A 19357-nucleotide genomic window follows, 5' to 3' on the forward strand; every position below is an offset into this window, starting at 1 on the left:
CCGGCGATGTACCAACAAAAAGAACGGCTCCCCGCGGTGGTGCGGGGAGCTGTTCTCACTCCCAAAATCGTCTTACTCAGTCCAAAGGTTTGAATAAGACGGTATTGGTCGGGCTGGCGGTGTCCAGTCTCAGCACATCCCGGACAGGTGTCTCACGACATCCCGGACACGCTGTCTTGGGTCATCCCGGATAACGGGTGCGGTGGTGGGGTGCGGCCATGCGATCGTCCAAGGCCCGCCTGGTCATCACCGTCGTCGTCGAACATCGTCCTGTGGTTCAGGTCGCCGCCGAGTACGGGATGGCCCGCTCCTGGGTCTACGAGCTCCTCGCCCGCTACAAGACCGAGGGCCAGGCGGCGTTCGAGCCTCGCTCCCGCGCCCCTCACAGGCGCCCGGCCGCGATTCCGGCCGCGGTCGTCGAGCAGGTCCTGACCCTGCGCAAACAGCTGTCCGACGCCGGCCTGGACGCCGGCGCCGAGACCATCGCCTGGCACGTGGAACACCACCACCAGACCCGCCTGTCACGCGCGACGATCCACCGCATCCTGTCTCGCCACGGCGCCGTGGTCCCCGAGCCGAAGAAACGACCCAAGTCCTCCTACACCCGGTTCGAAGCGTCCATGCCGAACGAGTGCTGGCAGTCCGACTTCACCCACTACCGCCTGACCCGCCCCGATGCACGCCCCGGCCCCGACACCGAGATCATCACCTGGCTCGAGACCACTCCCGCTACGCCCTGCGCATCAGCGCTCACCACCGGATCACCGCCACCATCGTCCACAAGACGTTCCTACAGGCCGCCGACCAGCACGGATACCCCGCATCCACGCTCACCGACAACGGCATGGTCTACACCGTCCGCCTGGCCGGCATCGGCCGCCAAGGCGGCAAGACCGCCCTGGAGAAGGAGCTCGCCCGCCGCGGCATCACCCAGAAGAACGGCAAACCCCACCACCCCACCACCCAGGGCAAGGTCGAACGCTTCCAGGCCACGATGAAGAAGTGGCTGACCGCTCAGCCCGTCCAGCCGACCACGATCACCCAGCTGCAAGCGCAGCTCGACGCCTTCGTCGAGGAGTACAACCACCGCCGCCCGCACCGGTCCCTGCCACACCGGGCGACCCCGGCCACGATCTACACCGCCCGCCCGAAAGTCACCCCCGGCTCTAGCCCCACGAGCCACGAACGAGTACGCCAAGACCGCATCGACAAAGCCGGCACCGTCACCCTGCGACACGACGGACGCCTGCACCACATCGGAGTCGGCAGAACCTACGCCGGAACCTACGTCCTGCTGCTCGTCCAGGACCTCGACATCCGCATTATCGACGCTACCACCGGCGAACTCCTGCGCGAACTCGTCCTCGACCCCACCAAGGACTACCAAGGCACCGGACGCCCACCCGGCCCCACACCCGGAAAACAGAAAGCCGGACCTACGAATTCGTAGGTCCGGCTGTCCGGGATGTCCTGAGACATCACAATGGTCGGGCTGGCGGGATTTGAACCCACGACCCCTTGACCCCCAGTCAAGTGCGCTACCAAACTGCGCCACAGCCCGATGCCGCCTCACCGCGACCTGACCATGGTAGACCACGGTCGGCTGCCGACGCGAATCGCCGCTGGTCGCGCCGATCACATCGCGCCGCCGGCCACTCACTCCGCCGGCCGGGAGGACGCCAGGTCGGCCAGCTCCTGCCCCAGCATCTCACGAGCCCACGCGTGATCGCTCTCGGGCGGGGCGTGGAGCAGGTGCAGCGCGATCCCGTCGACGAGGGCGTGAAGGCGCGCCGCCCGCCGACCGGCCTCCTCCTCCCCGAGCTCCGGCGCGAGCAGGGCGACGATCCTCCGGCATCCCTGGGCGATCGAGCGATGGGCCTCGTCGCGGATGGCGGCCAGGCGCGGCAACGCCCGGCTCTCCGCGACGAGGGCCACGTTCACGTCCATCTCCACCCGGCTGTCGGGCGTCAACGGAAGCAGGTGCGCCAGAAGCCGAAGCGCGACCTCGACCGGTTCCCCGTCCAGGCTCTCGTCCGCGATGCGCGCCCGCACGCGTTGGACCATGAGATCGGCCGAGTAGACCAGCAGGTCCTCACGGGTGGGGAACGTGTGCTGGAGGGACCCGACGGAGACGCCCGCCGCGGCGGCGACGCTGCGCATGGACACGGCGCTCAGCCCCCGTTCGGACATCACGGACCACACGGCGCGCGCGAGCCGCGCACGTCGTTGCCCGGCGCCGTCACGGTGTGGCATGATCGTCTCCTCCACAGTCTAATACGATCGTATTAGTCCGTTCCGTCTCATCGGGAGGATACCCATCCATGGTCTACGCCCTCATTGCCGGCTGCGAGGCGGCGTTCTGGATCCTCATCGCGGCAGGCCTGATCGCCCGCTATCCTCTGGGCCGCAGGCGCCTGGGGACCGCGCTCCTGGCGCTCACCCCCGTGGTGGACCTCGTCCTGCTCGTCGCCACGGCCCTCGACCTGCGCTCGGGCGGCCAGGCCGGCACGGCGCACTCCCTGGCCGCCGTCTATCTCGGGTTCTCCGTCGCCTACGGCCGGCGGATGGTCGCCTGGGCCGATGCGCGCTTCGCCCACCGCTTCGCCGGAGGGCCGGCGCCCAGGCGGCTCTATGGACGGGAGTACGCGATCGAGTGTTGGAAGGGGCTCCCTCTGACCTTCCTCGCCGTCGCGATCGCGGCGGGTCTGCTGTGGGCGCTGATCTCGATCGCGCCCGACCCCGACCAGGTCGCCACGCTCACCGGCTCCTTCCGCGTCCTCGCGATCATCCTCGGGGCCGACACCCTGTGGACCCTCAGCTACACCCTCTGGCCGCGGACCCGCCCCGGCGGAGCCTCCTGGGAGCCGCCCGGTCCGGGAGCCTCACAGCCGCGCGCGCAGTTCCGGCCATGACTGCGCGAACCCGGGATGGAGCGGGAGCCCGGCGACGTCCCCCGCCGGGACCCACCTCAGCTCCAGGCTCTCCTCGTCGCTGATCACCGGTTCGAAGGGGACGACGACATCGGCCACGACGGTCGTGTAGGTCCACACGCCCCGGTCCAGGACGCTCACCCATCGGGGACGCACCGCGCCCTCGGGCACCCCCGCCTCCTCGCCCGCCTCGCGCAGCGCGGCGTCCACCGCGGACTCGCCCTCATGGCGCGCGCCCCCGGGCAGGCCCCAGGTCCCCCCGAAGTGGCTCCACACCGCTCGGTGCTGCATGAGCACGCCCCGCGCGGGATCCCATGCGAGCAGCCCGGCGGCGCCGAAACGTCCCCAGTAGCGCTGCCCGTCCGGCCCCTCGACGAAGGCGTCGCCCGGGTCCCGCTCACCGTTCATCGACGAGGGCGCCCCTGCGCGCCAGATCATCGTCGACCAGTGCGAGCACCGCGTCGACGACCTGCTCGACGGACAGGCCGGAGGAGTCCACCACCGACACGCCGGGAGCGGGCGTGAGGAACTCCGAGACCGTCGAGTCCGCGGCGTCACGCCCCTGGACCTGGCGCCGGGTGGCCTCCAGATGCTCGGGAGCCGTGTCCCCGTACAGTTCCAGGGCGCGTCGCGCGAGGCGCGCCTCCGAGTCCGCGACCAGCAGAATCCGCACGTCCGCGTCGGGACACACGACGGTCGTGATGTCCCGGCCCTCGGCCACCATGCCCGAGCCTCGGTCCCGGGCCTCCAGCATTCTCCGGCGCTGCTCCCCCGCCATCCACCGGCGCACGCCGAGGTTCGTGGACACGGCCGCAACCGATTCGGTGATGCGGGGTTCCCGGATGGCGCCCGTGACCTCCGTGTCCCCGACGAAGTAGTGGGGGTCCTGCGGATCGGAGTCCATCGTCAGGGGCATCCGCCCCGCAGCGGCCACGACAGCCGCCTGATCCGCGAGGTCGATCCCCCGATCCAGGGCGTACCAGGTCAGCGCCCGGTACATCGCCCCGGTGTCCAGATAGCCGATGCCGAGCTCCGTGGCGATCCTCCGCGACACCGTCGACTTCCCCGACCCGGCCGGCCCGTCGATGGCGATCGTCACGCCGACCCGGCCGATACGCGTCCGCCGATCCGTCCCGCCCATCACTGCCCCTCCTCCCGGGTGGCGTGGGCGATGATCCGCCATCCGCGCCGTTCCAGCTCGATCTCCGCGTCCCGGGCGCGCAGCGGATCCACCATCACACGGGCGACGCCCACGCGCTGGCCCGCCGAGTGGTCCAGGATGAGGTCCTCGATGTTCACGCCGATCTCGCCGAGCTCTCCGAAGAGCCGGCCGAGCTCGCCCGCCCGGTCGGGCACCAGGACCTCGACCTCGGCGAAGCGCTGCGGTGCGCCACCGTGCTTGCCCGGGATCCGCGCCACCCCGCGGTTGCCCTCCGCCATCACATGGTTGACTGCCCCCGCGGACCCGCCGAGCAGGGGTCCCTGCTCGCGGGCGCGGTCGAGGGCGGCGACCAACCCGTCCAGGTCGGCGCGCAGCGCGTGGAGCACGTCGGACACCGGCCCGGCGTTCCCCCCGATGATCGCGGTCCAGAGGCGCGGATCCGAGGCGGCGATCCGCGTCATGTCGCGCAGCCCCTGCCCGGCCAGCGCCAGCGCCGCCGACGGCGCCTCGGCCAGCCGGGCGGCCAGCAGGCTCGACACCAGCTGGGGCACATGGCTGACCAGCGCGACCGACTGGTCGTGGGCCCGGGCGTCCAGGTCCAGGGGGACGGCGCCGACGTCCGTGGCCAGGGTGCGCACGGCGAGGACGGCGCGCGCGTCCGACCCGCGGTGCGCCACCACGACCCAGGGTCGCCCGAAGAACAGGTCCGCGTCCGCCGAGCCCGCGCCCGACCGCTCGCGGCCCGCCATCGGGTGGGAACCGACGTAGCGGCCCGCCATCGACGGATCGTGCGAGCGCTCTGCCGCATCGAGGACGTCGCGGGCGACCGCCTCCTTGACCGAGGAGACATCGGTGACCACCGCCCCCGGGTGGGCGGCCAGCGCCTCGGCGGCGCAGGTCCCCGCCACATCCGGCGGCGTCGCCACGACGACCAGGCTGGGGCCGGCGCCCTCACGGCCGCCGGGGACGCCCTCGCGCGTCGGGGGGAGGAAGGCGCCGGGCACGCCCGCCCGGCCCCCATGTCGACGGCGAGCTGGAGGCTCGTCGGAGAGATGTCGGACAGCCACACGTCGACGCCCGCGCCGCTCAGGGCCAGCCCCAGGGAGGTCCCGAGGAGTCCCGTGCCGATGATGAGAACGGGACCGGATGTGGCGACGGGACGCCCGCCCCGGGGACCGGGCGGCTGCGCGGGCACGCTCGCGCTCACAGCCCGACGGCGCCGTACAGGGCCGTCAGCGCGTTGCCCTTGACGCGGCGCGTGGTCCCGGGCTGGAGATGGTCGAGGTGGATCGGGCCGAACTGGGTGCGCACGAGCTCCCGGACCGGGAAGCCCACGGCGTCCATCATGCGGCGCACGATCCGGTTGCGGCCCTCGTGGACCGTGATCTCCACCGTCGTGATGTCTCCGAAGGTGTCGACCACCCGGAACGCGTCCGCCGCGATGGGCCCGTCCTCCAGCTCGAGTCCGGAGAGCATCTGGCGGCGGACCCCGCCCTTGACCTCCCCGTGGACGCGAGCGACATAGGTCTTCGGGATCTCATACGACGGATGCGTGAGCCGGTTGGCCAGCTCCCCGTCGTTCGTCAGCAGCAGCAGGCCCGAGGTGTCGATATCCAGGCGGCCGACGTGGTACAGGCGCTCGGGGTAGTCCCCGATGAGGTCCGTCAGGGACTCGCGCCCCTCGGGGTCGCTCATCGTCGACACCACGCCGACGGGCTTGTTGACGGCCAGGACCACGTGCTTCGTCTCGTCGAGGATGACGCGCTCGCCGTCGACGTGGATCGCCTGGCGCTCCGGGTCGACCCTCATCCCCAGAACGGTGACGACCTGCCCGTCGACGGCGACCCGCCCGTCCTGGATCATCTGCTCGGCGGCGCGGCGCGAGGCGATGCCCGCCTGCGACAGCACCTTCTGCAGCCGGATGCCGCCGCTCACGTACGGGTCGTTCCTCACAGTGTCTCCTCCAGGTCGTGGGCCAGGTCGTCAAGCTGATCGCTCGCGGGCAGGTACGGCGCCAGGGGCACGAGGTCGTCCAGGCTGTCGAACCCCATGCGCTCGAGGAACGCCACGGTGGTCCCGTACAGGCGCGCGCCCGATTCGGTCTCCCCGACCTCCTCGATCAGCCCCCTGTTGACTAGGGTACGCACCACCGCGTCGACGTTCACCCCGCGCACATGCGAGATACGCGACCTCGTCACGGGCTGGCGGTAGGCGACGACGGCCAGGGTCTCCAGCGCTGCCTGCGACAGGCGCGAGGAGTCGGACCCGACGACGAAGCGCCCCACGACGTCCGCCCACGCAGGCGCCGAGTACAGGCGCCATCCGCCGGCCACCGAACGCAGCTCGAAGCCGCGGGCCCTGCCGGAGGGCTCCCCCCGGTACTCGCGGGTCAGCGCTCCGAGCGCCTCCTCCACGAGCTCCGTGTCGACGCCCAGCGCCTCGGCCAGCTCCCGGGCGGGCACCGGACGGTCGGTGACCATGAGGACCGCCTCCAGCGGGGCGAACAGGCCCTCCAGTTCCTCCGTGCTCATCCCTGCGACTCCTCACCGGCGGGACCGCCCTCGTACTCGTCGACCTCGATATCCCCCTCCGCGTCGCCTCCCACCCACTGGACGGCCAGCTCGCCCAGCGCCTCCTCTTGGGAGAACTCGACGAGGCCGCGGCGGAACAGCTCGAGAAGGGCCAGAAATCGGGAGACGACCACGGCAGTCGTCCCCGCGTCGGCCGTCAGCTCGTGGAACGTGGCGCTCCCCCGCTGGCGCAGGCGGGCGGCCAGCAGCCGGGCCTGCCCCGCGACCGGCACCGCCGGGTCCAGCAGGTGCGCCGTCTGAACGGTCGGCTGCGCCTGGGACAGGACCTCAGCGGCCAAGCGCGCGAGTTGCTCGGGCGTCGTCGTCCACACGAGCTCGGGCAGGAGCGCCGCGAAATGGGGTTCGAGTTCGACGTCGCGCGGGCAGGTCCCCCGGAAGGCCTCCATGCGGCGCGCGATCTCAGCGGCCGCCTCCTTGAACGCGCGGTACTGCAGCAGCCGGGAGAACAGGAGGTCCCGGGCCTCGAGATCCTCCAGGCCCGCGTCCTCGTCGGTCTCCTCCTGGGGCAGCAGCCGCGCCGCCTTCATGTCCAGGAGGGTCGCCGCCACCACGAGGAACTCCGTGGTCCGCGACAGGTCCGGGAAGGCCGCCATGTGGGCGATGAACTCGTCCGTGACCTCGGCCAGCGCCACCTGGGTGATGTCCAGGCGCTTGCGGGAGATCAGCTGGAGGAGCAGGTCGAACGGCCCCTGGAAGACCTCCAGGCTGACCTGGAACTGGTCGATCCGCCCCTGCCCGGGGTCGAGGTCGACGACCTGGTCACGCGACGTCACCACGTGCGATCACCTCGCGCGCGAGCCGGCGGTAGGCCTGGGCGCCCGGGTGGGTCGGCGCGTACGTCGTGATGGGCTCCGTCGCGACGGAGGCATCGGGGAACTTGACGGTGCGGTGGATGCGCGTGGAGAACACGAGGTCCCCGAAGGCCTCGTCCAGGCGTTCCAGGACCTCGCGCGCGTGCAGCGTGCGGGGGTCGACCATCGTTGCGACGATCCCGTCGACCGTGAGCTGGGGGTTGATGCGGTCGCGCACGGTCTCGATGGTCTCCACCAGCAGGGCCACGCCGCGCAGCGCGAAGAACTCGGCCTCCACCGGCACGATGACCCCGTGAGCCGCCGTGAGGGCGTTGACCGTGAGCAGGCCGAGCGACGGCTGACAGTCGATGAGCACGACGTCGTAGTCGTCCAGCGCGGGGCGCAGGACCCGTTTGAGCACGGACTCGCGGCCCACCTCGCTGACCAGCTGGACCTCGGCGGCCGACAGGTCGATGTTGGCCGGAACGATGTCGAGGTCGGGGACCCGGGTGCGCACGATCGCTCCGAGCACATCGGGATGCCGGCTGGTGATCAGCGAGTAGATCGTCTGGTCCATCTCCAGGGCGTTGACGCCCAGGCCCACGGAGGCCGCGCCCTGCGGGTCGAAGTCGACGATCAGGACGCGCCGTCCGTACTCGGCCAGCGCCGCTCCGAGGTTGATCGTCGTGGTGGTCTTGCCGACTCCGCCTTTCTGGTTGCACATGGCGATGACCCGGGCGGGCCCGTGCCCGGCAAGGGGAGCCGGGACCGGGAAATCGTCGACCGCGCCCAGGTCCGCCACCAGCGCGGGTTGTTCGTCATGGCTCACGGCCCCAGCCTAGTTCATCGGCCCCGCGCCACCCGGGGGCCGTGCGCGGCGGGCCGCGGGTTCCGTGGCCCTCGGATGGGCGCCGCGGTAGACCTCGCGCAGGGTCGTCGCCGACAGCTTCGTGTAGATCTGGGTGGTCTGGACCGAGGCGTGGCCCAGCAGCTCCTGCACGTCGCGGATCGAGGCGCCGCCCTCCAGCAGGTGCGTGGCGAAGGAATGGCGCAGGGTGTGGGGCGAGATGTGGGCCTCCAGGTGGGCGGCCCGAGCCGCCCTCTGCAACGCCTCCCAGGCGGACTGGCGCGACAGCGGGCGCCCCCGCGTGTTGAGGAAGAGCGCCGGCGTGCCCCGCCCCCGCGCCGACAGGGCCGGGCGGGACCGCACCAGGTAGGCGGACAGCGCGTCGCGGGCGAAGGCTCCCAGGGGCACGATCCGCTCCTTCCTCCCCTTTCCGAAGAGGCGCACGACCGGGTACTCCTCATCGAGGTCGATGTCGTCCACGGCGAGACCCACGGCCTCGGAGATCCGGGCGCCCGTGCCGTAGAGGACCTCCAGCAGCGCGGCGTCACGCAGCGATATCGGATCGTCGCCTCCATGCGCGGCGTCGAGCAGGCGCGTGACCTCGTCGACCGAGAGCGCCTTCGGCAGGCGCTCCCCGGTCCTCGGCGCCGACAGGCGGGCCGCTGGATCCCCGCGGGCCGCGCCCTCGCGCACGGCGAAGAGGTGCAGGCCCCTGATCGCGGCGAGAGCCCGCGTCACCGAGCTCGGCGCCAGCGGGCGGCCGGTGCAGGCCCCCGAGCGCAGATCCTCCAGATGGCGTTCGACGTCGGCGGGGGTGACCGCGTCGAGATCGGTGACGCCGCGACCGCGCAGATCGGCGAGGTAGCGCTCGATGTCGCGCCGGTAGCCGGACACCGTGTGGACGGACGCCCCGCGCTCCACCCGCAGCTGGTCCAGCCAGTCGCGGGCGGCCTCGTCCATCCCGTCGCCCTCCCCCACGAACGCATGCTACCGGGCGGCTAGCATGGGATGTGAACGTACGCATCTTGCCCCGCGCGCGGGGCCGAAGCCGTGGGAGGCCGACGTGACACTGAAGTGGGACGAGCTGGACGACCGGGCGGTCACCACCGCGAAGATCCTCGCCGCCGACGCCGTGGAGAAGACGGGCAACGGGCATCCCGGCACCCCGATCTCACTGGCCCCCGCCGCCTATCTGCTCTACCAGCGCCATCTGCGCATGGACCCCTCCGACGACCGCTGGCTGGGGCGCGACCGTTTCGTCCTGTCGGCCGGGCATGCCTCCCTGCTGCAGTACATCCAGCTCTACCTCGCGGGAGCCGGGCTGGAGCTCGGGGACATCGAGCGGCTCCGCACGCTGGGATCCCTCACCCCGGGGCACCCCGAGTTCCGCCACACCAGGGGCATCGAGCTCACCACCGGCCCCCTGGGGACCGGGCTCGCCGCGGCCGTCGGTTTCGCGATGTCCGCCCGGCGCAGCCACGGCCTCTTCGACCCGGAGACCCCGCTGGGCGAGTCCGTGTTCGACCACCGCGTCTACGTCATCGCGGGCGACGGCTGCATGCAGGAAGGCGTGGCCTCCGAGGCCGCGTCGCTGGCCGGGACCCAGCAGCTCGGCAACCTCGTGGTCCTCTACGACGACAACCACATCTCGATCGAGGACGACACGAACATCGCCTTCACCGAGGACGTCCTGGCCCGCTACGAGGCCTACGGGTGGCACGTCCAGCGGGTGGACTGGCTGGCCGACGACGGTTCCTACGTCGAGGACGTCTCCGCCCTCGACGAGGCGATCGGCGCCGCCGAGCGGGAGGCCGCGCGCCCCTCGATCATCGCGCTTCGCACGATCATCGGCTGGCCGACCCCCGGCAAGCAGAACACCGGCGGCATCCATGGGTCGAAGCTCGGCTCCGACGCCCTGCGCGGCCTCAAGGAGGCCCTCGGCGCCGATCCGGACGCCTCCTTCGCCGTCGACCAGGAGGCCGTCGACCACGCCCGCGCGGGCGCCGCCGACCGCGCCCGCGAGGCGCACGCCGACTGGGACGCGCGCTATGCGGCCTGGCGCGACGCCCACCCGAGCCGCGCCGCCACGCTCGACCGCGTGCTGGCGGGCCGCATGCCGCAGGGGTGGGAGGAGTCCCTTCCGGCCTTCGAGGAGGGCAAGCCGCTCGCCACCCGGGCCGCCTCCGGCCAGGTCCTCGGCGCCATCGCCGCCACCGTCCCCGAGCTGTGGGGCGGCTCCGCGGATCTCGCCGGGTCGAACAACACCGCCATGAAGGGCTGGCCGTCGTTCCTGCCCGTGGAGCGCTCCTCCGCCGCTTTCCCCGGCGACCCCTTCGGACGCAACCTCCACTTCGGGGTTCGCGAGTTCGGCATGGGCGCGATCATGAACGGCATCGCCGCGGACGGGCTCAGCCGCGTCTACGGGGGGACCTTCTTCGTCTTCTCCGACTTCATGCGCGGAGCGGTCCGGCTCGCCGCGCTGATGGACCTGCCCGTCGTCTACGTGTGGACCCACGATTCGATCGGCGTGGGCGAGGACGGACCCACCCATCAGCCCGTCGAGCATCTGGCCGCGTGCCGCGCCATCCCGAACCTCGCGGTCGTGCGCCCCGCCGACGCCGCCGAGACCGCTGAGGCCTGGCGCGCGATCCTCGAGCAGCGCCACCCGGCGGCCCTCGTCCTCTCGCGCCAGGGCCTGCCCAACCCGGCCCGCGGCGGCGACACGGGCCTGGCCCCCGCCCGGGGCGTCGCCCGCGGCGCCTATGTCCTGGCCGACGCCGTCGACGTCGACGGGCGCCCCGCCGTTCCCGATGTCATCCTCATGGCCTCCGGATCCGAGATCGCCCTCGCCCTCGACGCCCGCGGGACCCTGGCCGCCGAGGGCGTCCGCGCCCGCGTCGTGTCCGTGCCCTGCATGGAGTGGTTCGACGCCCAGGACGCGGGATACCGCGAGTCCGTCCTGCCCCGCGCGATCCGCGCCCGCGTGTCCGTCGAGGCCGGGATCGCGATGCCGTGGCGCGGATGGGTCGGTGACGCCGGGCGCTCCGTGTCGATCGAGGGCTTCGGCGCCTCGGGACCGGGAGCGGCCCTGTTCACCGAGTACGGCATCGACACGGCCCATGTCGTCGCCGCGGCGCGCGAGACCCTTCGGGACGTGCAAGGCTGATCCCGTGGATTCCCCGCTGTTCGACCTGCGCGATCCCGACGACCGCCGCCTCCCGCGCATCGCGCCGCCGTGCGGACTGGTCATCTTCGGCATCACCGGCGACCTCGCGCGCACCAAGCTGCTGCCGGCCATCTACGATCTCGCCAACCGCGGCCTGCTCAACCCCGCCTTCGCCCTCACCGGCTTCGCGCGGCGCGACTGGAGCGGCGGCGACTTCGAGGACTTCGTGCGGGCGAGCATCGAGCGCCACGCCCGCACGGGCTTCAACGAGCGGACGTGGCGCCAGCTGGCCGACGGCCTGCGCTTCGTCCCCGGCTCCTTCGACGACCAGGACGGCTACCGCAAGCTCGCCGAGACCGTGGCCGACCTGGACCGCACCCGCGGCACCGGCGGCAACCACGCGTTCTACCTCTCGATCCCGCCCGCATGGTTCCCCGTCGTCTGCCAGCACCTCGCCGACACCGGGCTGAACTCCGTGCGCTCGGACCACGAGTGGCGCCGGATCATCATCGAGAAGCCCTTCGGGCACGACCTGGCCTCCGCCCAAGACCTCTCCGAGGCGGTGAGCCGCGTCTTCGACGAGCGCGACGTGTTCCGCATCGACCACTACCTCGGCAAGGAGACCGTGCAGAACATCCTCGCGATGCGCTTCGCGAACACGATGTTCGAGCCCCTGTGGAACGCGAACTACGTCGACCACGTCCAGATCTCGATGTCGGAGGAGATCGGCATCGGCACCCGAGCCGGCTACTACGACGGCATCGGCGCGGCCCGCGACGTCATCCAGAACCACCTGCTCCAGCTCCTCGCGCTCACCGCCATGGAGGAGCCTGTGCGGTTCACCCCGGAGGCTCTGCGCGTGGAGAAGGAGAAGGTGCTCTCCGCCGTCCGCCTCCCCGGGGACCTCGACGCCTCCACGGCGCGCGGCCAGTACGCCGCCGGATGGCAGGGGGGCGCGAAGGTGCGGGGATTCCTCGAGGAGGACTCCATCCCCGCCGAGTCCCACACCGAGACCTTCGCGGCCCTCAAGCTCTTCGTCGACACCCGCAGGTGGGCGGGCGTCCCCTTCTACCTGCGCACCGGGAAGCGGCTGGGCAAGCGGGTCACCGAGATCGCCGTCGTCTTCAGGCGGGCCGCCCACGTGCCCTTCGAGAACTCGGAGATGGGCGAGACCGGTCAGAACGTGCTGGTCGTCCGCGTCCAGCCTGACGAGGGGATGACGATCCGCTTCGGCGCGAAGGTTCCGGGCACCGAGATGCAGGTCCGCGACGTGACGATGGACTTCGGATACGGCCACGCCTTCACCGAGGACTCCCCGGAGGCGTACGAGCGCCTCATCCTCGACGCCCTGGTCGGCTCCGCTCCCCTGTTCCCCCACCAGCGCGAGGTCGAGCTGTCCTGGCGGATCCTGGATCCGGTGCTCGCCCACTGGGCCGCCTCCGGAGCCCCCGAGCAGTACCGGCCCGGGTCCTGGGGCCCCGCCTCGGCCCACGAGATGCTCGCCCTGGACGGACGCAGTTGGAGGATCCCGTGATCATCACCCTCAAGGACACCACGGCCTCGCAGGTGGCCTCCCGCCTCAACGAGCTGCGCGAGTCGCGCGGCTCCGGGGCCCTCGGCCGCGTGCTCACCCTCATCGTCGTGGTCTCCGACATGATCGACGTGGACCGCGCCATCGAGATCTCCGACGCCGCCTCCCGCGAGCACCCGTGCCGCGTCATCGCCGTCGTCGAGTCCGGGCAGGTGCCGGCGCCCGCCCGCCTCAACGCCCAGATCCGCGTGGGCGGGGATGCCGGGGCCTCCGAGGTCATCATCCTCGAGCCCCGCGGGGAGGCCGGCACGGACCTCGACACCCTGGTGATGCCGTTGCTCCTCTCGGACACCCCGGTCGTCACCTACTGGCCCAACCAGCCGCCCGAGAATCCATCCGAGCATCCGCTGGGCCGCATCGCGGTGCGCCGCATCACGGACTCGCGGAACACCGACTGCCCGGTGCGCACCCTCGTCCACCTCTCCCGCGTCTACGCGCCGGGGGACACGGATCTGGCCTGGGCCTCCGTCACTCAGTGGCGCGCCGTGCTGTCCACGATCATCGAGCAGTTCCGCGAGGCCCCCGCAAGCGTCCTCGTCACCGGGAACGCGACCCACCCCTCCTCCTTCCTGGTCGCGGCCTGGCTCGGGCGGGCCCTCCACGTCCCGACCCGGCGGGAGACCGAGCGCGAGGCCATCACGATCACGGGCGTGCATTTCACCTTCGAGGACGGGACCGACGTCGCCCTCTCCAGGCGCGCCGGCTCCTCTGTGGCCCATGTGACGCGCAGCGGGCTGGAACCCGCCGAGGTCAACCTGGCGCGCCGCTCCGTCCAGGACTGCCTGATGGAGGAGCTCCGCCGCCTCGACCCCGACGAGTTCTACGGGCGCCTGCTGCAGGAGGACATCCCCCGCCTGGGCCGGCAGTCCGGTTTCTGCGGCCCGTCAGAGCCCGAGGTGCCCGGGGTGCAGATCGCCGGCGAGGGCGGCGCCGCGTGACGGCCCGCTGCGGCCAGCCCGACGACATCCGCGTCCTGCCGGACGCGGAGGCGCTCTCCCGCGAGGCCGCCGCCGCGCTGACCGACCTGCTCGCCGGTCTCACGCGAGCCCGCCCGGACGGCAGCGGGCCCGTGGACATCGCCGTGGCCGGCGGATTCGTGTCCTCCGGCGTCCTCGCCCTCGTCGACGCCGAGGACGGGCACGCCGCTCCCGACTGGCGACGCGTCCGCGTGTGGTGGGCTGACGAGCGCTATGTGCCGGCCGGCGATCCGGACCGCAACGACGCCGACGCCTGGCGGCGCCTGTTCTCCCGGACCGACGGGGTCGACCTGCGCCGCATGCCCTCCTCGGACGGCGACCGGCCGCTCCACGAGGCCGCCGCCGCCTACCTGGGCCAGTGGCGGGCCCAGATGACGGGCCGCCACCTGGATCTCGCGATCCTGGGCATGGGACCCGACGGCCATTTCGCCAGCCTATTCCCCGGCCATGGGCAGCTCGACGCCGTCGACGAGGTGCTCGCCGAGGAGGACTCGCCGAAGCCGCCGCCGCTTCGGATCACGCTGTCGCGCGGCGTCCTCGTCTCGGCGCGGCGCATCTGGGTCGTCGCGGCAGGAGCCGCCAAGGCGGGGGCGCTCCAGCGCGCCCTCGGCGGGGCGGATCCCCATGAGGTCCCGGCTGCGGCCCTGCGCGGACCGCGCACCACCTGGTGGCTGGACCGCGAGGCCTCGCGACGCCTCAGACGATCGCGAACTTCATGATGAGGCCGTAGCCCACCACGCACACGACCCACACCAGCATGACGCCCAGCGTGATGCGGTTGAGATTGCGTTCGGCCACGCCCGAGGACCCGACCGAGGAGGAGATCCCGCCGCCGAACATGTCGGACAGACCGCCGCCGCGTCCCTTGTGCATGAGGATGGTCAGGGTGAGCAGGAGGCTCGTCACCACGATGAGCACCAACAGCACGATCTTGAGCACGGTCACGTGAGGAGTCCGTTCGGGGTAGTCGGGATGCCGGGCGCGCCGCCCGACGGGGATGTCATGCCGCCCAGTCTAACGGGGAGGCGGCGGCGGGAGCCAACTCACCGGCCCCGCCGCCGCCCCTCACCGTGTCACAGCGCCTGGAACATCGCGATCTTCGCGAACTCCTCGGCCTTGAGCGAGGCGCCGCCGACCAGTCCGCCGTCGACATCGGGCTGCGCCATGATGTCCTTGACGTTCGAGGACTTCACGGAGCCGCCGTAGAGGATCCGCACGCCGCCGGCCAGCTCCGGGGAGTACAGCTCCCCCAGGCGCGTGCGGATCGCCCCGCAGACCTCCTGCGCGTCCGCCGGGGTGGCCACCTCGCCGGTGCCGATGGCCCAGATGGGCTCGTAGGCGATGACGACCTTCGCGGCCTGCTCCGCGGTCATGCCCTCCAGCGCGCCGTCGATCTGCGTGAGCACGTGGCTGACCTGCTTGCCCGCCTTGCGGATGTCGAGGCCCTCGCCGCAGCAGATGATCGGGGTCATTCCCGCCTCGAGCGTCACCCGGGCCTTCTCCCCCACCAGGGCGTCGGACTCGCCGTGGTACTGGCGACGCTCGGAGTGCCCGACGACCACGTAGGAGACGCCGAGCTTCTGCAGCATCGCGGCGGAGACCTCGCCCGTGTAGGCGCCCGACGCGTGGGTCGAGACGTCCTGGGCGCCGTAGGCGATCTTCAGGGCGTCGCCCTCGACGACGGTCTGCACGGAGCGGATGTCCGTGAACGGCGGGATGACGACGACGTCGGCCGACGTGTAGTCGAAGCCGGCGTCGTCCAGGGCCATCGCGAGTCCCTGCACGAGGTGGATCGCCTCGAGGTGGTCGAGGTTCATCTTCCAGTTGCCCGCCATGAGCGGAGTGCGTGTCATGTGATCAGTCCTCCAAGACTGCGATACCGGGCAGTTCCTTGCCCTCGAGGAGCTCGAGGGAGGCGCCGCCTCCGGTGGAGATGTGGGAGAAGGTGGACTCGTCGAAGCCCAGGGTGCGCACGGCGGCGGCCGAGTCGCCGCCTCCGATCACGGAGAACATCGAGCCCTCCGACAGCGCCTCGGCGACGGCCCGGGTGCCGGCGGCGAAGGCCGGGAACTCGAAGACGCCCATCGGGCCGTTCCACGCGACCGTCTTCGCGCGCGAGAGCTTCTCCGCGAAGAGCTTCTGGGAGGCCGCGCCGATGTCGAGCCCCATCTGGTCGGAGGGGATCTGGTCCGCGGCGACGTTCGTCGGCGCGGCGTCAGCCGCAAAGGCCGGAGCCACCACGACGTCCACGGGCAGCACCAGGTCGACGCCCCGGCGGGCGGCCTCCGAGATGTAGCCCTTGACGGTGTCGATCTGGTCCTCCTCGAGCAGCGACGTGCCCACGCCGTAGCCCTTCGCGGCCAGGAACGTGAACGCCATGCCGCCGCCGATCAGCAGGATGTCGGCCTTGGCGAGGAGGTTCGCGATCACCCCGAGCTTGTCGGAGACCTTCGAGCCCCCCAGCACGACCGCGTAGGGCCGCTCCGGGTTCTCCGTCGCCCGGCGCAGGGACTCGATCTCCTTGAGCACCAGCAGGCCGGCCGCCGAGGGCAGCAGCTTCGCGATGTCGTAGACGGAGGCCTGCTTGCGGTGGACCACGCCGAAGCCGTCGGAGACGAACGCGTCCCCCAGCTCCGCGTACTCGCGCGCCAGCGCCTCGCGCTCCGCGTCGGCCTTCGAGGTCTCCCGCGGATCGAAGCGGACGTTCTCCAGGAGCGCGATCTGGCCGTCCTCCAGGCCCCGGACGGTCTCGCGGGCCGAGGGCCCCGTGGTGTCCGCCGCCAGGGCGACGGGGGCGGAGATCAGCTCGCCCAGCCGGGCGGCGACGGGCGCCAGGGAGAACGCCGGGTCGGCGGCCCCCTTCGGGCGCCCCAGGTGCGCCATGATGACGACCTTCGCGCCGGCGTCGACGAGCTTCGCCAGCGTGGGCAGAGCCGCGCGGATCCGGCCGTCATCGGTGATGACGCCGTCCTTGAGCGGCACGTTGAAGTCGGAGCGGACCAGGACGCGCTTGCCGCGCAGGTCGCCCAGGGTATCGATGGTCCTCATTGAGTCTTCCTTCGACGAGGGGTGGAACGGTGGGCGGACGAGAAGCGCCCGCGCACGCAGATCGCGTGCGCGGGCGCCCATCCTCACCAGACCGTGTGGATCAGAGCTTGGAGCCGACCAGGGCCGTCAGCTCGACGAGGCGGTTCGAGTAGCCCCACTCGTTGTCGTACCAGGAGACGACCTTGACCTGGTTCTCAATGACCTTCGTCAGCTTGGAGTCGAAGATCGAGGAGTGGGAGTCGCCGACGATGTCGGTGGAGACGAGGTCGTCCTCCGAGTACTTGAAGACATGGGCGAAATCGCCGGTCGAGGCCGCCTTGCACGCGGCGTTGACCTCCTCGGCGGTGACGCCCGCCTTCTTGGGCTCGAAGGTGAGGTCGACGACGGAGCCCGTCGGGACCGGCACGCGCATGGCGTAACCGTCGAGCTTGCCCTTGAGCTGGGGCAGCACCAGGGCGACCGCCTTCGCCGCGCCGGTGGAGGTCGGGACGATGTTGAGGGCCGCGGCGCGCGCGCGACGCAGGTCCTTGTGCGGCGCGTCGTGCAGGCGCTGGTCGCCGGTGTAGGCGTGCACGGTGACCATGAGGCCCTTCTCGATGCCGAAGGCCTCGTCGAGGACCTTGGCCAGCGGGGCCAGGCAGTTCGTCGTGCACGAGGCGTTCGAGATGATGTTGTCCGTCTCGGGGTTGTACTCCGCGTCGTTCACGCCGATCACGTACGTGCCGTCGACGTTCTTGCCGGGGGCGGAGATGACGACCTTCTTGGCGCCGGCGTCGATGTGGGCCTTCGCCTTGGTGCCATCGGTGAAGAAGCCGGTGGACTCGACCACGACGTCCACCCCGAGCTTGCCCCACGGCAGGTTGGCCGGATCGCGCTGGGCCAGGACGGCGATGCGGTGGCCGTCCACGGTGATGGACTCGTCGTCGTAGGTCACCTCGGCGTTCAGACGCCCCGTGATGGAGTCGAACTTGAGGAGGTGGGCGAGGGTCTTGGTGTCGGTCAGGTCATTGACGGCGATGATCTCCAGGTCGGCGCCCTGGGCGAGGGCGGCGCGGTAGAAGTTGCGGCCGATGCGGCCGAAGCCGTTGATGCCAACGCGGGTGGTCACTATTGTCCTCCTGCTTGTGCCCCGTGCAGGGGGCACGTTCATCAGTGCAACCGGGTCCGAAGGATTACGGTCCCGGCCCGCAGGTTCCTGCGGTTCCAGCTTCTCAAATCTACACCCTGGGACGCCCTCGGGCAGGGCCCAAGGGCTCAGTCGTCCTCGAGCATGTCCAGTGTGAGCACGGCCTCCGTGTCCGGGATGCCGCGCTCGTGGGCAGCCTTGTCGGCCATCGCCAGCAGCCGCCGGATGCGCCCGGCCACGGCGTCCTTCGTCAGGGGCGGGTCCGTGCGCTTGCCGAGCTCCTCCAGGGACGCCTGGCGGAACTGAAGGCGCAGGTCGCCCGCCTCGCGCAGATGCGCCGGGATGTCCTCGCCGAGGATCTCGAAGGCACGTTCGACCCGCGCCCCGGCCGCCACGGCCGCCCGGGCGGAGCGCCTGAGGTTCGCGTCATCGAAGTTCGCCAGGCGGTTCGCACTCCCCCGCGCCTCCCGGCGCTCGCGCCGGGACTGCCACACCTCGTGGGTGCGCGCGGCCCCCATCGAGGCGATGAGCACCCCGATGGCCTCGGAGTCCCGCACCGTCACCCGGTCCGCGCCGCGGACCTCCTTGGACCGCGCCGCCGCGCCGAGGCGCCGGGCGCATCCCACCAGGGCCAGCGCCGCCTCGGGGCCGGGGCAGGTGATCTCCAGGGAGGACGACCGCCCCGGCTCCATCAGCGATCCGCGCGCCAGGAAGGCGCCCCGCCACGCGGCGGCGGCCTCGCCGGGGCCCGACGCGACGATCTGCGCGGGCAGTCCCCGCACGGGCCGCCCCAGCTGGTCGATGAGACCGGTCATCCGCGCCAGGTTGTCCGCGTCCCTGACCACGCGCACGACGTAGCGGTCGCCCCGGCGCAGCGCGCCCCCGGTGACGACCACCACGGAGGACTCCGCCCCGTACAGGTGGGCGATGAAGGCGCGCAGGCGGGCGGCCGTGACCGCGGAGTCCAGCTCCGCCTCGACGATCACGCGCCCGGACACCAGGTGGAGCCCGCCCGCGAACCGCAGCATCGCCGCGACCTCGGAGGCCACCACGCCCGCGGAGCCCGCGCGCTGCCGCGCCAGTTCGTCCTTCATGTCGGTCGTCAGGGACATGGCGTCATCCTCCCAC

20 protein-coding genes, 1 tRNA gene and 1 pseudogene are annotated in these 19357 nt (G+C 71.8%); 7 read left to right on the plus strand and 15 right to left on the minus strand.

All coding sequences use genetic code 11. The features are described from left to right. Positions 1-218: 218 nt before the first annotated feature. Positions 219-536 (plus strand): annotated as a pseudogene (locus ACFQWG_RS04345) (helix-turn-helix domain-containing protein); the annotation flags it as partial. 308 nt (positions 537-844) lie between these two features. After that, a complete protein-coding gene (locus ACFQWG_RS04350; RefSeq protein WP_380972461.1) occupies positions 845-1450 on the plus strand; it encodes an integrase core domain-containing protein in 606 nt (201 codons plus the stop codon). 34 nt (positions 1451-1484) lie between these two features. On the opposite strand, the gene ACFQWG_RS04355 is transcribed toward ACFQWG_RS04350, so the two are convergent. Both ACFQWG_RS04355 and ACFQWG_RS04360 read right to left on the minus strand, forming a co-directional pair. Beyond that, a tRNA-Pro gene (locus ACFQWG_RS04355) sits at positions 1485-1561 on the minus strand. Between the two features lie 95 nt (positions 1562-1656). Then, positions 1657-2253, minus strand: a complete 597-nt coding sequence (locus ACFQWG_RS04360) for a TetR/AcrR family transcriptional regulator (protein WP_380972463.1) — start codon at positions 2251-2253, stop codon at positions 1657-1659. 68 nt (positions 2254-2321) lie between these two features. On the opposite strand from ACFQWG_RS04360, the gene ACFQWG_RS04365 reads away from it, so the two are divergent. After that, positions 2322-2912, plus strand: coding sequence for a hypothetical protein (locus tag ACFQWG_RS04365; protein ID WP_380972465.1), 591 nt, complete (start codon positions 2322-2324; stop codon positions 2910-2912). On the opposite strand, the gene ACFQWG_RS04370 is transcribed toward ACFQWG_RS04365, so the two are convergent. From ACFQWG_RS04370 to ACFQWG_RS04405, 8 genes are all read right to left on the minus strand, one after another. After that, positions 2883-3338, minus strand: a complete 456-nt coding sequence (locus tag ACFQWG_RS04370; RefSeq protein WP_380972467.1) for an NUDIX domain-containing protein — start codon at positions 3336-3338, stop codon at positions 2883-2885. The two genes, ACFQWG_RS04365 and ACFQWG_RS04370, sit on opposite strands and share 30 nt — an antisense overlap. Then, positions 3328-4071 (minus strand): (d)CMP kinase, encoded by a 744-nt coding sequence (gene cmk / locus ACFQWG_RS04375; RefSeq protein ID WP_380972470.1) that lies wholly within the window; start codon positions 4069-4071, stop codon positions 3328-3330. The genes ACFQWG_RS04370 and cmk overlap by 11 nt, the downstream gene beginning before the upstream one ends. Beyond that, positions 4071-5096 (minus strand): prephenate dehydrogenase, encoded by a 1026-nt coding sequence (locus tag ACFQWG_RS04380; protein WP_380972473.1) that lies wholly within the window; start codon positions 5094-5096, stop codon positions 4071-4073. Before ACFQWG_RS04380 ends, cmk begins: the two co-directional genes overlap by 1 nt. A gap of 199 nt (positions 5097-5295) precedes the next feature. Continuing rightward, complete coding sequence (locus tag ACFQWG_RS04385; protein WP_291500853.1) at positions 5296-6045, minus strand: pseudouridine synthase; 750 nt, start codon at positions 6043-6045, stop codon at positions 5296-5298. After that, complete coding sequence (scpB, locus tag ACFQWG_RS04390; RefSeq protein ID WP_380972476.1) at positions 6042-6623, minus strand: SMC-Scp complex subunit ScpB; 582 nt, start codon at positions 6621-6623, stop codon at positions 6042-6044. The genes ACFQWG_RS04385 and scpB overlap by 4 nt, the downstream gene beginning before the upstream one ends. Further along, positions 6620-7459 carry a segregation and condensation protein A gene (locus ACFQWG_RS04395; protein ID WP_380972479.1) on the minus strand — a complete coding sequence of 280 codons (840 nt, stop codon included), beginning with the start codon at positions 7457-7459 and terminating at the stop codon, positions 6620-6622. The genes scpB and ACFQWG_RS04395 overlap by 4 nt, the downstream gene beginning before the upstream one ends. After that, positions 7443-8303 (minus strand): ParA family protein, encoded by an 861-nt coding sequence (locus tag ACFQWG_RS04400; RefSeq protein ID WP_380972481.1) that lies wholly within the window; start codon positions 8301-8303, stop codon positions 7443-7445. The genes ACFQWG_RS04395 and ACFQWG_RS04400 overlap by 17 nt, the downstream gene beginning before the upstream one ends. 9 nt (positions 8304-8312) lie before the next feature. After that, positions 8313-9281: a site-specific tyrosine recombinase XerD gene (locus ACFQWG_RS04405; RefSeq protein WP_380976220.1), complete on the minus strand. Its 969-nt coding sequence runs from the start codon at positions 9279-9281 to the stop codon at positions 8313-8315. A gap of 103 nt (positions 9282-9384) precedes the next feature. On the opposite strand from ACFQWG_RS04405, the gene tkt reads away from it, so the two are divergent. The 4 genes from tkt to pgl are packed head-to-tail and all read left to right on the plus strand — an operon-like array spanning position 9385 to position 14774. Next, entirely contained in the window at positions 9385-11487 is a 2103-nt protein-coding gene (tkt, locus tag ACFQWG_RS04410) for a transketolase (RefSeq protein WP_380972484.1), read from the plus strand. Further along, entirely contained in the window at positions 11441-13021 is a 1581-nt protein-coding gene (zwf, locus tag ACFQWG_RS04415; RefSeq protein ID WP_380972486.1) for a glucose-6-phosphate dehydrogenase, read from the plus strand. Before tkt ends, zwf begins: the two co-directional genes overlap by 47 nt. Further along, positions 13018-14016 (plus strand): glucose-6-phosphate dehydrogenase assembly protein OpcA, encoded by a 999-nt coding sequence (locus ACFQWG_RS04420; protein ID WP_380972490.1) that lies wholly within the window; start codon positions 13018-13020, stop codon positions 14014-14016. Before zwf ends, ACFQWG_RS04420 begins: the two co-directional genes overlap by 4 nt. Beyond that, on the plus strand, positions 14013-14774 hold the full coding sequence (gene pgl / locus ACFQWG_RS04425) for a 6-phosphogluconolactonase (protein WP_380972492.1): 762 nt from the start codon (positions 14013-14015) through the stop codon (positions 14772-14774). Before ACFQWG_RS04420 ends, pgl begins: the two co-directional genes overlap by 4 nt. Here the strand turns inward: pgl and secG are convergent. The 5 genes from secG to whiA form a co-directional block, all read right to left on the minus strand. Next, positions 14752-15000, minus strand: coding sequence for a preprotein translocase subunit SecG (secG, locus tag ACFQWG_RS04430; RefSeq protein WP_291498430.1), 249 nt, complete (start codon positions 14998-15000; stop codon positions 14752-14754). The genes pgl and secG overlap by 23 nt on opposite strands. Positions 15001-15128: 128 nt before the next feature. Then, positions 15129-15908 (minus strand): triose-phosphate isomerase, encoded by a 780-nt coding sequence (tpiA, locus tag ACFQWG_RS04435; RefSeq protein ID WP_380972496.1) that lies wholly within the window; start codon positions 15906-15908, stop codon positions 15129-15131. A gap of 4 nt (positions 15909-15912) precedes the next feature. Beyond that, entirely contained in the window at positions 15913-17103 is a 1191-nt protein-coding gene (locus ACFQWG_RS04440; RefSeq protein WP_380972499.1) for a phosphoglycerate kinase, read from the minus strand. A gap of 100 nt (positions 17104-17203) precedes the next feature. Then, complete coding sequence (gene gap / locus ACFQWG_RS04445; protein ID WP_380972501.1) at positions 17204-18211, minus strand: type I glyceraldehyde-3-phosphate dehydrogenase; 1008 nt, start codon at positions 18209-18211, stop codon at positions 17204-17206. A gap of 146 nt (positions 18212-18357) precedes the next feature. Then, a complete protein-coding gene (gene whiA, locus ACFQWG_RS04450; protein ID WP_380972504.1) occupies positions 18358-19341 on the minus strand; it encodes a DNA-binding protein WhiA in 984 nt (327 codons plus the stop codon). Between the last annotated feature and the right edge of the window lie 16 nt (positions 19342-19357).

This window comes from Schaalia naturae (assembly GCF_042665795.1).
In the GTDB taxonomy this organism is placed as follows: Bacteria; Actinomycetota; Actinomycetes; order Actinomycetales; family Actinomycetaceae; genus Pauljensenia; species Pauljensenia naturae.

Excerpts from the sequence above, each read along its gene's own strand:
- ACFQWG_RS04350 (WP_380972461.1), top strand. The coding sequence starts at position 845 with ATGGTCTACACCGTCCGCCTGGCCGGCATCGGCCGCCAAGGCGGCAAG.
- ACFQWG_RS04360 (WP_380972463.1), bottom strand. The coding sequence starts at position 2,253 with ATGCCACACCGTGACGGCGCCGGGCAACGACGTGCGCGGCTCGCGCGC.
- ACFQWG_RS04365 (WP_380972465.1), top strand. The coding sequence starts at position 2,322 with ATGGTCTACGCCCTCATTGCCGGCTGCGAGGCGGCGTTCTGGATCCTC.
- ACFQWG_RS04370 (WP_380972467.1), bottom strand. The coding sequence starts at position 3,338 with ATGAACGGTGAGCGGGACCCGGGCGACGCCTTCGTCGAGGGGCCGGAC.
- cmk (WP_380972470.1), bottom strand. The coding sequence starts at position 4,071 with ATGGGCGGGACGGATCGGCGGACGCGTATCGGCCGGGTCGGCGTGACG.
- scpB (WP_380972476.1), bottom strand. The coding sequence starts at position 6,623 with ATGAGCACGGAGGAACTGGAGGGCCTGTTCGCCCCGCTGGAGGCGGTC.
- ACFQWG_RS04405 (WP_380976220.1), bottom strand. The coding sequence starts at position 9,281 with ATGGACGAGGCCGCCCGCGACTGGCTGGACCAGCTGCGGGTGGAGCGC.
- zwf (WP_380972486.1), top strand. The coding sequence starts at position 11,441 with ATGTCGTCGCCGCGGCGCGCGAGACCCTTCGGGACGTGCAAGGCTGAT.
- tpiA (WP_380972496.1), bottom strand. The coding sequence starts at position 15,908 with ATGACACGCACTCCGCTCATGGCGGGCAACTGGAAGATGAACCTCGAC.
- ACFQWG_RS04440 (WP_380972499.1), bottom strand. The coding sequence starts at position 17,103 with ATGAGGACCATCGATACCCTGGGCGACCTGCGCGGCAAGCGCGTCCTG.
- whiA (WP_380972504.1), bottom strand. The coding sequence starts at position 19,341 with ATGTCCCTGACGACCGACATGAAGGACGAACTGGCGCGGCAGCGCGCG.